This window comes from Waddlia chondrophila WSU 86-1044 (assembly GCF_000092785.1).
Taxonomy (GTDB): domain Bacteria; phylum Chlamydiota; class Chlamydiia; order Chlamydiales; family Waddliaceae; genus Waddlia; species Waddlia chondrophila.
Genome location: NC_014225.1, coordinates 500,907 through 514,751 on the forward strand (window position 1 = coordinate 500,907; position 13,845 = coordinate 514,751).

Here is a 13,845-nt window from a genome sequence, read left to right on the forward strand (position 1 = left end):
CAATAAATTGTCGAGTCGATTAGGATCCATGTCCATAAAAAATGGAGTTGTCGATGCTGAAGCGATTATTGATTTTTGTTTTCCTTCCGTTTTTGATTTACAGCGATGAAGAGAATCAAGTGGAGCTTCTTTCAGACCGTTTTCAAGCGCCTTCAGGCATCGTTGCCGGCTGCGTCAATGTCGTCACAGGCAATTACTTCCTCGTTGAAACAGACCTTTATGTTCCAGGCCCCGTACCGATTATTTACAAACGTTTTTACAATAGCGGAAACCTTGGAGGCGGAATACTTGGCGGAGCTTGGGGGGCGTGGAACGATAACTACCACACTTTAGCAATCCGCCATAAGTGTGTAGTATCAGAAGGCCCGGCAATCGTTCATATTAATGATGGAGCAGGGGTTTTGCAGTATGAAGGGGAGTTAAACACAGACTATGAGCATTTAAGCTATGCCAGCGACCATCTCAAATGGGGAGTGATCAACGGACTTCAGGGATCAGATAGCGCGCGCTATAACGTCATGAAGCGAAAGGTTTATTTGAAATGCGATCCTTATCCTGCAATCAAGATTGCTCATGAAAATGGGGAGGAGTGGCAGTTTACCGCGTTTTCAGACTCTCCTTTTCGCAACTGGATGCGGATGAATCAAAAGATAAGCGACAACCAAACATATCAAAGCTATAGTTATCAAGGGCCCGGCAACGTTGTGATTGACTGTGTCAAATTTTACGACAGCCGGGACCTCATGCTAGGCTCCCTTAAATTCATCAGGCATTACAACAACAAAGAACTGAAGCAGCTCGACTTAAACTTGCATGACGGCCAATGGGCCACAATGTTGTATAAGAACGAAAAGATTGCTTATGTTTCAAGACCTGTTGCAGCGCACACAGCTTACGACTGGAAAGATGGCCGCATCGTCAAGCGGATGCTTCAAGTCGATACCCATTTCACAGAAATTCAATATTATGAGAAGGGAAAACCAACCATTGGCGGCAGAAAAGTCAATATCAGATATGAAGACGACCGGCGTATCGGACGAGTCGCCGAGCTTCGGGCACCCGTTGGAACAAGTGCAGCCCCCATTGCCACACATCGATTTTACTATTATTTACAAGATAAAAATCGGGCAAAAGGCCCAATTAGCGGCTTTTGTGAAGTAAGGGATGCTTATGACTATAAGAAAGTGTACACCTTTAACAACAAGCAGCGTCTGACCTGTATTGAGGATTACACCCGAACAGAAGAGATTTACCGAACAGAAAGATTTTTTTGGGATAGCCACTATTTCGCATTTAGCTGCAAACATGATGAATCGGAGAAGATCTCAAAAGGTTATTTCCAACACTACGACGACCAGCGAAATATTTCCCAATGCACCATTGTAGGCAACTTAACCGGATTATGCGAAAAACTGCCTGAATATCTACCTTTATATCAATCCGTATATCCACCTAGGTACGTCTCTGGGCGGAGAAAAAAAATAAAGTACGAGAGTCATCACATCCATTACAAGTACAATGACCGCAATCTCGTCACCGAAAAAAATGACGGCAGGCAAACCGTCCACACCACCTATGTAGGAGACTCTTCTCAAATAGCTTCCAAGATCATATCGGATAGCGATGGCATAAAAGAGAGAACTTTTTACACATATGATGCCGCAGGCGCAGTCATTGAAGAGATCAAAGATAACGGCAGCACACCCCATGTTTCCGACTTAACAGGAGTATCGCAAAGATTAATCACACGTACACAGCCGACAACAACATCACCTGTAGGCCTTCCGAGAATCGTCGAAGAGTTTTACCTGAACCTTGAGACGCAAGAAGAAATCTTCCTGAAAAAAACAATCAACACCTACGATCGGTGCGGCAGCCTGATTAAGCAAGATATTTACGACTCAGAAGGCAATCATGCCTCCACTCGCGAATGGAAATACAACGAGCACCGCAAAGTCACCTGGGAAAAAGATCCATTAGGAAGAGTTTCAACCTATACCTATGATGCCCATGACAACTGCCGCAAGAAAATCACCCCGACACAAGAAGAGGAATGCACATACGATTTCTCTAACCGTTTAATCAAAAGAACAATCCGTCGGCCCGTTTTCCTAACCGAGTCGTATACCTACGACTACAAGCACAACTGCACCTCCTCAACCGATATCTATGGCAATACCACTCATTACGCTTACGATGAATTTGACCGGTTGATCAAAAAAACACTTCCGGAGGGCGCCGTTGAAGAGTATCGCTACGATATCGACGATAATCAGACACAAGTCATCGACGGCAATGGACACCTGACGCAGAAAAAATATACCGCATACGGCCTTCCCTACCATATCAAATATCCCGATGGAACAGAAGAGAGATACATCTATCAAACAGACGGCGTATTAGAACAGCACATCGACCAAAACGGCACGCGCACCGTCTACACCCACGACTACAAAAAGCGGAAAACCTCAGAAGAGGTTTACTCTGATAAAGAAGAGCTTCTGTTATCGAAATACTGGATCTATAACGCCTACCATCTCATAAAAGAGATCGATCCCGAAGGAACAGTCACCGAATACAGCTATGATGGAGCCGGAAGGCTCGCTTCAAAAACATGCGGAGAGCGTGAAACCCTCTACGGCTACGATTCCCTCGGCAGGCAGAATCAAACATGGGAAAAATTTGCCGAAGGGCAATACCGCGTCTCCATTAAAATCTTCGATCCCTTAGATCAAGTCATTGAAGAGCGGATCGAAGATCAAGAAGGCACCCTTTTTTCAAAAACCCTCTTTTCCTACGACTTCGACGGCAACCTCGTTAAGCGCACCCGTTTGACAGACAACGGCTTGGAGACAGCCTCCAAGGAGTATAACGCCTTAGGTCAAGTGACAAAAACCATCGACCCCAATGGAAACGAAACCCATTTTACCTATACCTATGGCAAGCAGCCCGCCACCACCAAAACCGATCCCCTCGGCCGGCAGACCCGCTCGCTATTTGACAGCCAGAACAACCTCATCAAAGAAGAGAAGTTGGATCCTTTAGGAAACCCCCTTCATACAGCCATCTTCGTTTACGACCCCGTCGGCAATCTCTTAGAAAGAGAAGATCGTGTCTATGTCGATCAGACACATGAAAGAACGCTTTTCACAGCATTTGAATACGATGCCTTAAACAGGCAGACAGCCATCATCGAACCTGAAGGGAAGATCACTCGGACCGACTATACACCGACAGGGAAAGTTGCCTGCATCTACAAACCGGACGGCAAAGCGATCATCCACGTTTATGACCCTCTAGATCGATTAAAAGAACTGTTCTCATCCGATGGAACCGTGCATGACCATTATTGCTACGACCTGAACGATCAGATCGTTCAAACCACAGATCAGATCCATCAAACAACACTTGAAAGAGTCTTTGATGCCCATGGAAACATCCTTTCAGAAAGCTTCGGCGATTACACTATCGACTATGCTTATGACCCCTTAGGGCGTTTAATCAAGCAGACGCTTCCCGACGGCTCCACAATCAACTACACCTACAATGCAGAGCATCTGTTGTCTGTTGCGCGGGATCATTGTATTCACCAGTATGCCTACGATTTGTCAGGGCGGGTAAAAGAGACCCATTCACGCACGGCAGGCAAGACAGTGTATCATTATAACTTAAACGGAGCTCCCCTTGCATTGGAGTCGGAGAAACTGGTTCAGGAGTGTACCTATGATGCCGTTGGGAATTTGACCGCGTTAAAGCAGATCGACCCGTTAGGGGAGGTCAACTGTCAGTATCGCTACGATCATTTAGATCAACTCGTATCAGAGTCTGGATTTGCGGAGTACACCTATCATTCAGACTCCTTTGCAAACAGACGGCTAAAAGATCAATCGCACTATCAGGTAAACGATTTAAACCAGCTTATCGATCTCGACGGCCGGCATTTTTCCTACGATCAAAATGGCAACTTAGAATCTTTTGAAACAGAGCACAATTGTGTCTACGACGCTCTCGATCGCCTGATTGAAGTGCACACGCAAGAGTGCACCTGCCTCTATACCTATGATCCCTTTCATCGCCGGCTGAGTCGAACGGTATTGAACCAAGAGGGATCTTTGCAGCAACACTATCTCTATAGCGGCGATAAGGAGATTGGTTTGCTTGTGCAGGGAGAGATTCGTCAGTTGAGGATCTTAGGCAACCCCGCTGAAGAGATCGGCTCGGCAGTGCTGTTTGAAATCGATGGCATCAAGTACGTTCCCCAGCATGATTTAAGGGGGAATGTTGTCCTTTTGCTCAGTCCAGCCGGAAAGGCAGAGGTCTATCGTTACTCAGCATTTGGAGAGGAGTTGTTTCAGGAACCGGTTTCTCCGTGGCGTTTTTCTTCCAAGCGGGTAGATGAAGAGACGGGCTGGGTCTATTTCGGGAGGCGTTATTACGCACCTTCTTGGGGAAGGTGGACGACAGCAGACCCCGCCTGGTTTGCAGACGGCCCGAACCTCTATGCCTATGTGCACAACAACCCTTTAAAATATGTGGATCCGGACGGTCTGTCGGCAATCGAGCATCAGCAGATGAACAGACCCGGGACGCAAGGGACGTTTTTTGGAAGCTTTTCCCGAGGCATATTAGATGATACGAGCTGGGGAGCAAGCAGCTGGATGCTGGGAGATTACGTGTGTGATAACTGGCAGTCGAGCTTGGGATATGGAATGGGGACCGGAGTCTCCATGATGGCAGGTCTTGTCTATGGCGGAACAGAGGCGAAGTTGCTTGGTGCTGCAGGGAAGGGGGTGAACCGGGCGGCGCGTTGGCTTAACTTTGCAGAGAAGGAGGTGAAGGCTGCGTGCAAGATGGAGGGAACGGCAGCTAAGATCTCAAGAGACATTGCGCCAAAGATTGAACGGTCTGTGAAGGATGTTGTTTCGAATGGAGGAAAGGGGAATTACCAGGCTCTTAGTTCAAAATCAGGAGCAGACCTTAATCGTCATTTATTTTATAGTCAAAAATATGGAAAGGAAACTACTCGACATCTCGAAAATGGTAGAGTTAGATATTATGGTACTCTTAAGCTTCCTCGCACTCCAGGAGAAATGATTGGAAGAAGATATGTTCATGAGTTTGATCCTGCCACGGGATTATCTAGAGGATGGCATGAAACTCTGGATTCTTCTTTGAAAGTCAGGCAGGTACGACCTCAAACTTCTTTTCAACCTAAACGTCACTATTTTTTTGATCAGAATGGTTTATTGGAAAAAATATGGTAAAAATCATGGTAATGCTTACTTTGGATTCAGTTCGCAAAGTGTTTTTAGATGTTATTGAAGAAAAAAAATCTTTTGGGGAAGCTAGTCGTTGGGCTTCTGAAATGATTGAAAAAGACGAAAGAGGATTGCTCGAATTTGATCCTAAGGAGGACATTTCGACCATATTCTCGGGTTTAACCTATTTATTAGGAGTTGATTTAGAAGAATCTCCAGGTGTGTATTTTCACTCAATTCAGAACGTAAAAGATGAGTATAACGAACTTTTTTATTAAGTAAACTAGACGAGACTTAATCAGACACCTTGGCGCTCAACTTTTAGGATATGATCCCTTTCATCGCCGGCTGAGTCGAACGGTTTGCCATCAGGGAAATCTTCTCAATGAGCAGCGCTACCTTTATAGCGGCGATAAGGAGATCGGCTTGCTTGAGCAGGGAGAGATTCGTCAGTTGAGGATCTTAGGCGACCCTGTTGAAGAGATCGGCTCGGCAGTGCTGTTTGAAATCGATGGCATCAAGTATGTTCCCCAGCATGATTTAAGGGGGAATGTTGTCCTTTTACTCAGTCCAGCCGGAAAGGCAGAGGTCTATCGTTACTCAGCATTTGGAGAGGAGTTGTTTCAAGAAACAGTGTCTCCATGGCGTTTTTCTTCCAAGCGGGTAGATGAGGAGACGGGCTGGGTTTATTTTGGGAGGCGTTATTATGCACCTTCTTGGGGAAGGTGGACAACAGCGGACCCCGCCTGGTTTGCAGACGGCCCTAATCTCTATGCCTATGTGCACAACAACCCTCTGAGATATGTGGATCCGGACGGTCTGTCGGCAATCGAGCATCAGCAGATGAACAGACCCGGGACGCAAGGGACGTTTTTTGGAAGCTTTTCCCGAGGCATATTAGATGATACGAGCTGGGGAGCAAGCAGCTGGATGCTGGGAGATTACGTGTGTGATAACTGGCAGTCGAGCTTGGGATATGGAATGGGGACCGGAGTCTCCATGATGACAGGTCTTGTCTATGGCGGAACGGAGGCGAAGCTGCTTGGTGTTGCCGGGAAAGGGCCTGAACCGGGCGGCGCGTTGGCTTAACTTTGCAGAGAAGGAGGTGAAGGCTGCGTGCAAGATGGAAGGGATGGCAGCTAAGATCTCTAGGGAGATTGCGCCAAAGATTGAACGGCCTGTGAAGGATGTTGTTTCGAATGGAGGAAAGGGACAGATTTGGTCCGAGACAAAGAAAAGATCATCGGTAACTAATGCTTATAAACATTGGAAGGATCATGGTAATGAATTTCCTGAGTTAAATAATGCAAAGGAGTATGTAGATCGAGCTCATAATTTTTTAAGAGATCCAAGTGCTTTATCAAGAACTAGACCGAACGGAGAAATATTGAAATATGATTCTCGTAGCAATACATTCGGCTCATATACCAAGGATGGAATTCCTAAAACACTTTTTAAGCCAGATCCATCAAAACATAGACATTCAACTAATCTTGAGTACTTTTATGGCCAATGATAAATTAAAAAAAAATTGTAGGGTTTGTGGTCTTGTTCTAGACGATCCTCCTTGGGGAGAAGATGGTGCTACCCCCTCTTTTGATTATTGTCCTTGTTGTGGTGTTGAATTTGGCTATCAAGACTGTTCTACAGAGGCTGCTAAGCATTATAGAAAATGTTGGATCAGTGAGGGAGCGAACTGGGCTGAAAAAAACGAAATGCCTTTTAACTGGTCTTTAGAAGAGCAACTTAAAAATATTCCTAATGAATTTAAATAGATAATTGGCAGTCGAGTTGAGGGTCTTAGGCGATCCCCCTGAAGAGATCGGCTCGGCCGGCAGACCCGCTCGCTATTTGACAGCCAAAACAACCTCATCAAAGAAGAGAAGCTCGACCCCTTAGGAAACCCCCTTCATACAGCCATCTTCGTTTACGACCCCGCCGGCAATCTCTTAGAAAGAGAAGATCGTGTCTATGTCGATCAGACACATGAAAGAACGCTTTTCACAGCATTTGAATACGATGCCTTAAACAGGCAGACAGCCATCATCGAACCTGAAGGGAAGATCACTCGGACCGACTATACACCGACAGGGAAAGTTGCCTGCATCTACAAACCGGACGGCAAAGCGATCATCCACGTTTATGACCCTCTAGATCGATTAAAAGAACTGTTCTCATCCGATGGAACCGTGCATGACCATTATTGCTACGACCTGAACGATCAGATCGTTCAAACCACAGATCAGATCCATCAAACAACACTTGAAAGAGTCTTTGATGCCCATGGAAACATCCTTTCAGAAAGCTTCGGCGATTACACTATCGACTATGCTTATGACCCCTTAGGGCGTTTAATCAAGCAGACGCTTCCCGACGGCTCCACAATCAACTACACCTACAATGCAGAGCATCTGTTGTCTGTTGCGCGGGATCATTGTATTCACCAGTATGCCTACGATTTGTCAGGGCGGGTAAAAGAGACCCATTCACGCACGGCAGGCAAGACAGTGTATCATTATAACTTAAACGGAGCTCCCCTTGCATTGGAGTCGGAGAAACTGGTTCAGGAGTGTACCTATGATGCCGTTGGGAATTTGACCGCGTTAAAGCAGATCGACCCGTTAGGGGAGGTCAACTGTCAGTATCGCTACGATCATTTAGATCAACTCGTATCAGAGTCTGGATTTGCGGAGTACACCTATCATTCAGACTCCTTTGCAAACAGACGGCTAAAAGATCAATCGCACTATCAGGTAAACGATTTAAACCAGCTTATCGATCTCGACGGCCGGCATTTTTCCTACGATCAAAATGGCAACTTAGAATCTTTTGAAACAGAGCACAATTGTGTCTATGACGCTCTCGATCGCCTGATTGAAGTGCACACGCAAGAGTGCACTTACCTCTACACCTACGATCCCTTTCATCGCCGGCTGAGTCGAACGGTACTGAACCAAGAGGGATCTTTGCAGCAACACTATCTCTATAGCGGCGATAAAGAGATTGGTTTGCTTGAGCAGGGGAGGATTCGTCAGTTGAGGATCTTAGGCAACCCCGCTGAAGAAATCGGCTCGGCAGTGCTGTTTGAAATCGATGGCATCAAGTACGTTCCCCAGCATGATTTAAGGGGGAATGTTGCCCTTTTGCTCAGTCCAGCCGGAAAGGCAGAGGTCTATCGTTACTCAGCATTTGGAGAGGAGTTGTTTCAAGAAACAGTGTCTCCATGGCGTTTTTCTTCCAAGCGGGTAGATGAGGAGACGGGCTGGGTTTATTTTGGGAGGCGTTATTATGCACCTTCTTGGGGAAGGTGGACAACAGCGGACCCCGCCTGGTTTGCAGACGGCCCGAACCTCTATGCCTATGTGCACAATAACCCTTTGAAATATGTGGATCCGGACGGTCTGTCGGCAATCGAGCATCAGCAGATGAACAGGCCCGGGACGCAAGGGACGTTTTTTGGAAGCTTTTCCCGAGGCATATTGGATGATACCAGCTGGGGAGCGAGCAGCTGGATGCTGGGAGATTACGTGTGTGATAACTGGCAGTCGAGCTTGGGATATGGAATGGGAACCGAAGTCTCCACGATGGCAGGGTTTGTCTATGGCGGGGCGTAGGTGAAGGCTATGTAAAAAATATGCTGACTGTCAGATCAAGTCTTGACCAGGACAATTTAAGAATCTCGCGAGTAGTGCTTCATTAAAACATCTTTTAACAGCTTGGGAATGGGAATTTTCTTTCGATTTTTCTTATCAATGGTGACATGAACGGTTTTGGCTCGGCCAACTTCCAATCCATCTTCGCGGTAAATTTGATATGACAGGGTAAATGAAGTGCGGCCAATTTCCTTGCACACCATATGCACTTCAAGGTCATCTCCTAGCCTCATTGAGTGGAAATAATCGGATTCGCAGTGGACAATCACAAACATAAAATCTTTTTCGTAAAAGAGTGTTTCGAACGGCATCCCTTCTTGGGACATAAAATCTTCTAATGTATCGTGCACAAATCGGAACTGCCTAGGGAAATAAAGCAGTCCGGCCATATCCATATCGTGCATCCTCACCTGATTTTTTCCGACAAACATCTTTACTACCTCTTCTTTTTCCTCTATTTAGTATAATATTTAAATTTTATGTTATACCGATCATTATACTCAAATTTGAGATTTTTCTCTTCTTTTTGGCTTCTCTTTTCCGCTCGCTTCTTGCAAAGCTTCAAAGAGAAGCGGTCGGAAAAAATCTCTCAAAAAGAAAAAAATCTGCACAAGTAGCAATATCTGGATAGATTTATGATTTACCGAATTTTAACAGCTTCATCCCTTTATGACGGCCATGATGCTGCAATCAATGTATTCCGCCGCCTTTTTCAAAAAGCAGGACTGGAAGTGATCCATATCGGCCACAACCGAAGCGTGGAAGAACTTGTCAAGACAGCGATCGAAGAAGATGTTAATGCTGTCTGTGTCAGCTCCTATCAAGGGGGGCATATGGAGTATTTCCGCTATCTCAGACAACGGCTAAACGAGGAAGGAGGGGAGGAGATCGCAATTTTTGGTGGAGGTGGAGGAACGATTCTTCCCAGCGAGATCAAACAGCTGGAGAGTGAAGGAATCACGCGCCTCTATCATCCTGAAGACGGACAAAAGCTGGGTCTGAGAGGAATCATCAAGGATGCTATTTCCCGCATGAAGCCAAAAAAAAGGGAGGCAGATACGCTTGCCAAAGCTTTGACCCGCATTGAATTGGGTGAGTCCGTTTCGGTGCCCAAAAAAGATGTTCAGGCAGTTGTGATAGGATTGACAGGTCCAGGGGGAGCGGGTAAAAGCTCCTTGATGGATGAATTAATCCTACGTTATCTCTATTCGACACCTTCCGGCCGAGTAGGTGTGCTTGCCTTTGATCCAACAAAAAGGAAAACAGGCGGAGCCCTGCTCGGCGACCGCATACGTATGAACTCCATTTATAACGAAAGAGTATTCCTCCGTTCGATGGCAACGCGAGGATCAGGAACAGAGATGAGCAGCGTTGCCAAAAACGCGTTGGAGCTGATGAAACGTTCCGGATTCGATCTAATCATTTTGGAGACAACGGGGATCGGGCAAGGAGATGCTGAGATTGTTGATTTAGCAGACTTTTGCCTTTATGTGATGACCAGTGAATATGGCGCTTCGACGCAGCTGGAGAAGATCGATATGCTCGATTATGCCGATGTGATCGTTCTTAACAAGTTCGATCGAATGGGGTCTGAAGGCGCTTTTGAAGATGTACTGCATGCATACGCCGACTCGCGAGGGGTGCGGGTGACTGAGAAAAATCGCGACAAACTGCCTGTATTCGGCACTATAGCATCTGACTTTAATAACCCTGGTGTGACGCGTTTATTTATCCGACTGATGCAGATATTAAAGGAAAAAGGACTTCTGACATCTACGGGAAATCAAGAGCTTGATTTGGAAAAAACTCGGGAGCTGAATAATTCTTACACCTTTGCGATTATCCCTTCCGAAAAGACCTTCTATCTCGGAAAAATTGCCTCTGCTTTGCGCAACTACCATAGAGAAACAAAGCAGAAAGGGGAGATCGCCTCTGAGATTTACAAGCTAAGAACAACCGGAAGAGATGCGGAGAAGTTGGAAAAGGAGCTTGGAGCGGACAACCAAGAACTCTTGGAACAGTACCGTCAACTTCAAACCAAGTATCGTGAGGAAGAACTAGGATACGAGGTGCGGGGCAAGACGATTAAAAGACCTTTGTTTTCAAAATCTCTTTCCGGCCTCTTTATCTCTCGCATAGCCCTTCCTAAATATCGCGATTGGGGAGATATTCTGAATTTTATGCGAAAAGAAAATCTTCCTGGACATTTTCCGTATACCGCGGGAGTCTTTCCTTTGAAAAATGTAGAGGAGGAGCCAAAGCGGCAGTTTGCAGGCGAGGGGGCGCCTGAGAGGACGAACAAGCGGTTCCATTATTTGACGCGCAATGATCAAGCGCACCGTTTGAGCACAGCGTTTGATTCTGTGACTTTATACGGTGAAGATCCGCGCAATCGACCGGATGTCTACGGGAAAATCGGCAACAGCGGCGTGAACATTGCGACTTTGGACGATATGAAAGCGTTGTACAAGGGGTTTAATCTGATCGATCCCTTGACATCCGTGTCTCTGACGATCAACGGCCCTGCTCCAATGATTTTGGCGATGTTTTTGAACACGGCCATTGATTTCGAAATGGAAAAGCAGGGTCAAGAGCCATATGAGAAAGTTAAGGAAAGAGTTTTGCAAGTTGTTCGAGGAACTGTGCAAGCTGATATTCTAAAAGAGGAGCAGGCACAAAACACTTGTATTTTCTCCTCTAAATTTGCGTTGAAGATGATGGGAGATATCCAAGAGTACTTCATCGACCACAATGTCAGAAATTTCTATTCTGTCAGCATCAGCGGTTATCATATTGCAGAGGCAGGTGCTAATCCTATTTCTCAACTGGCTTTCACTTTGGCCAACGGGTTCACTCTCGTTGAGTACTACTTATCAAGAGGAATGAAAATCGATGATTTTGCTCCCAACCTCTCTTTTTTCTTCAGTATGGGAATGGATCCTGAATACTCTGTGATCGGGCGCGTGGCCAGACGTATTTGGGCGATTGCGATGCGAGAGCGGTATGGAGGGAATGAGCGCAGCTGCAAATTGAAATACCACATTCAGACATCCGGCCGCAGCCTGCACGCGCAAGAGATTGCTTTTAACGATATCCGTACCACACTACAGGCGCTTTATGCGGTTAATGACAATTGTAATAGCCTGCATACTAATGCTTATGATGAGGCGATCACCACTCCGACAGAGGAATCGGTGCGGCGGGCAATGGCGATTCAAATGATCCTCAATCGGGAATATGGGACGACTAAGTGCGAGAATGCTATCCAAGGATCGTATTTTATTGAAGAACTGACCGACCTTGTCGAGGAAGCCGTGATGGAGGAGTTTGATTCTCTTTCTCGAAGAGGAGGTGTTCTGGGAGCGATGGAGAAACAGTATCAGCGGCACCGTATTCAGAGTGAATCGATGAAGTATGAACTGATGAAAGAGTCGGGTGAACTGCCGATTATTGGCGTCAATACGTTTACCTCGGAAGCAGGCCAGCCGGACTATGAGCATATGGAGGTGATTCGCGCGACTGAAGAGGAAAAACAGTCGCAAATTGAAAGAACACAGAAATTTATAGAGCGGGCTGGTGATCGGAATGCGGAAGCTCTTGAACGCTTGAGGCATACCGCACTTTCTGGGGAAAACATTTTTGCAGAGTTGATGGAAACAGTTAAATACTGCTCATTGGGGCAGATTACCCGTCTCCTGTATGAGTGCGGCGGTCAATACCGCCGATCAATCTGATTCTAAAATATTGAGATCGAGAGGCAGTTGATGGTTCCGCCATTCATCCGGAATGGTGATCACTTGGAGAGCGTCCAAATTTTCATGTTCATAAAAACTATTTTCCTCAATCAAGCCGGCGAGCTTGAAACGATCGTAAGTGTAAGCGACAGGATTTGAGCCTATGGGAGAAGGTGCATCCATCAAATGCAGATGCAGATGAGGAGCTGACGTGTTGCCAGAGTTGCCTACTCTAGCAATCTCATCTCCTTTGGATACTGAATTGCCTTCTTTTACTCGAATGCTTCCCTTCTTAAGATGGGCGTAGAAAGCGTACACACCTGAGCTGAGCTTGAGAATAATATGGTTTCCGGTCACTGTTTTTAGTGTGATTGAGTTGGGATCGGGTAAAGCGCCGGGGGGCTGGTCTTCCAATCCTTCCAGTACACTGATGACTAAGCCGTCCTCAACCGCGTAGACTTTTTCATTGTAGCAGTGCCAGTTGGAAGGAACGGAGGGGTCTCCGCTGTACAAAGTCCCCTTGTCGTCTAGCTTCATGAAATCGATCGCATACCGTTGAGCATTGTATAAAGTGCCATTGACGGGCAGCAATGAATTTTGGTGGGCTCCTGCAGACGAGCAGCATCCATTGAACACGATCCATCCTTTACCTCTCAAGGGAAGAGCAAGCGCTGGGAGGTCTTTTTTGCAGACGCAGAAAGATCCTGCTTCATAAGTCAGCGATGATTGCGATTTGCTTCCCGGTCCTGCAGAGCCCTTAAGCTTCAGGCGGTGCTTAAGTGAGCCGGGGATCTTTTCTTTTTGATCAAATGCCAGCTTTACGAAAAATATTCTTGAGGAATCGATATCGAAGTTGCCGGACTCAGCCGGCGTTGCGTTGAGGTGGGCTAAATTGCTGAGCAGATCGTTTCCTGAAAAAGCTTGTACAACTTTTCCTTCGCAGCCATCCAAGACTTCGATAGATTCCAGTTGAGCAGGAAGGTTTCCTGCATTTGTCAGACGAAGCCCGTAAAGGAGGTGGTATTTATTGTCTGTTCCGGGGAAGGGAGGGGTTGGTTCGAAAATTTCAGCCAGGATGGGGGTGAATTGATCTTCGTTGTGTTTAGAACAGTTTTCCTTTCTGTCTTGGCAGCTGGCCAAGCTTAAGGAGGCGCAAAGTAAAAATATCCAGCTCTTATTCATTGTTGTCAGAATAGTGAA

The 13,845-nt window shown here is 46.3% G+C and carries 9 protein-coding genes; 7 read left to right on the plus strand and 2 right to left on the minus strand.

Annotated elements, in window-relative coordinates:
- Positions 1-53: 53 nt before the first annotated feature.
- From WCW_RS02185 to WCW_RS02210, 6 genes are all read left to right on the plus strand, one after another.
- Positions 54-5,264 (plus strand): RHS repeat-associated core domain-containing protein, encoded by a 5,211-nt coding sequence (locus WCW_RS02185; protein ID WP_013181553.1) that lies wholly within the window; start codon positions 54-56, stop codon positions 5,262-5,264.
- On the plus strand, positions 5,258-5,536 hold the full coding sequence (locus WCW_RS02190) for a hypothetical protein (protein ID WP_013181554.1): 279 nt from the start codon (positions 5,258-5,260) through the stop codon (positions 5,534-5,536). Before WCW_RS02185 ends, WCW_RS02190 begins: the two co-directional genes overlap by 7 nt.
- Positions 5,537-5,684: 148 nt before the next feature.
- On the plus strand, positions 5,685-6,347 hold the full coding sequence (locus tag WCW_RS02195; RefSeq protein WP_013181555.1) for an RHS repeat-associated core domain-containing protein: 663 nt from the start codon (positions 5,685-5,687) through the stop codon (positions 6,345-6,347).
- Between the two features lie 34 nt (positions 6,348-6,381).
- The gene (locus WCW_RS10390; RefSeq protein WP_041941475.1) at positions 6,382-6,774 is read left to right on the plus strand and encodes a hypothetical protein; all 393 of its coding nucleotides are present in this window, start codon (positions 6,382-6,384) and stop codon (positions 6,772-6,774) included.
- Positions 6,764-7,033 (plus strand): hypothetical protein, encoded by a 270-nt coding sequence (locus WCW_RS10395; protein WP_041941476.1) that lies wholly within the window; start codon positions 6,764-6,766, stop codon positions 7,031-7,033. Before WCW_RS10390 ends, WCW_RS10395 begins: the two co-directional genes overlap by 11 nt.
- A gap of 144 nt (positions 7,034-7,177) precedes the next feature.
- Positions 7,178-8,872: an RHS repeat domain-containing protein gene (locus tag WCW_RS02210; RefSeq protein WP_476723154.1), complete on the plus strand. Its 1,695-nt coding sequence runs from the start codon at positions 7,178-7,180 to the stop codon at positions 8,870-8,872.
- A gap of 56 nt (positions 8,873-8,928) precedes the next feature.
- Here WCW_RS02210 and WCW_RS02215 read toward each other — a convergent pair whose 3' ends face one another.
- Positions 8,929-9,342: an acyl-CoA thioesterase gene (locus WCW_RS02215; RefSeq protein WP_013181560.1), complete on the minus strand. Its 414-nt coding sequence runs from the start codon at positions 9,340-9,342 to the stop codon at positions 8,929-8,931.
- A 204-nt stretch (positions 9,343-9,546) separates the two neighbouring features.
- Here WCW_RS02215 and icmF point away from each other — a divergent pair, with 204 nt between their 5' ends.
- The gene (gene icmF / locus WCW_RS02220) at positions 9,547-12,645 is read left to right on the plus strand and encodes a fused isobutyryl-CoA mutase/GTPase IcmF (RefSeq protein ID WP_013181562.1); all 3,099 of its coding nucleotides are present in this window, start codon (positions 9,547-9,549) and stop codon (positions 12,643-12,645) included.
- Here icmF and WCW_RS02225 read toward each other — a convergent pair.
- Positions 12,637-13,827, minus strand: coding sequence for a M23 family metallopeptidase (locus WCW_RS02225; RefSeq protein ID WP_013181564.1), 1,191 nt, complete (start codon positions 13,825-13,827; stop codon positions 12,637-12,639). The two genes, icmF and WCW_RS02225, sit on opposite strands and share 9 nt — an antisense overlap.
- Between the last annotated feature and the right edge of the window lie 18 nt (positions 13,828-13,845).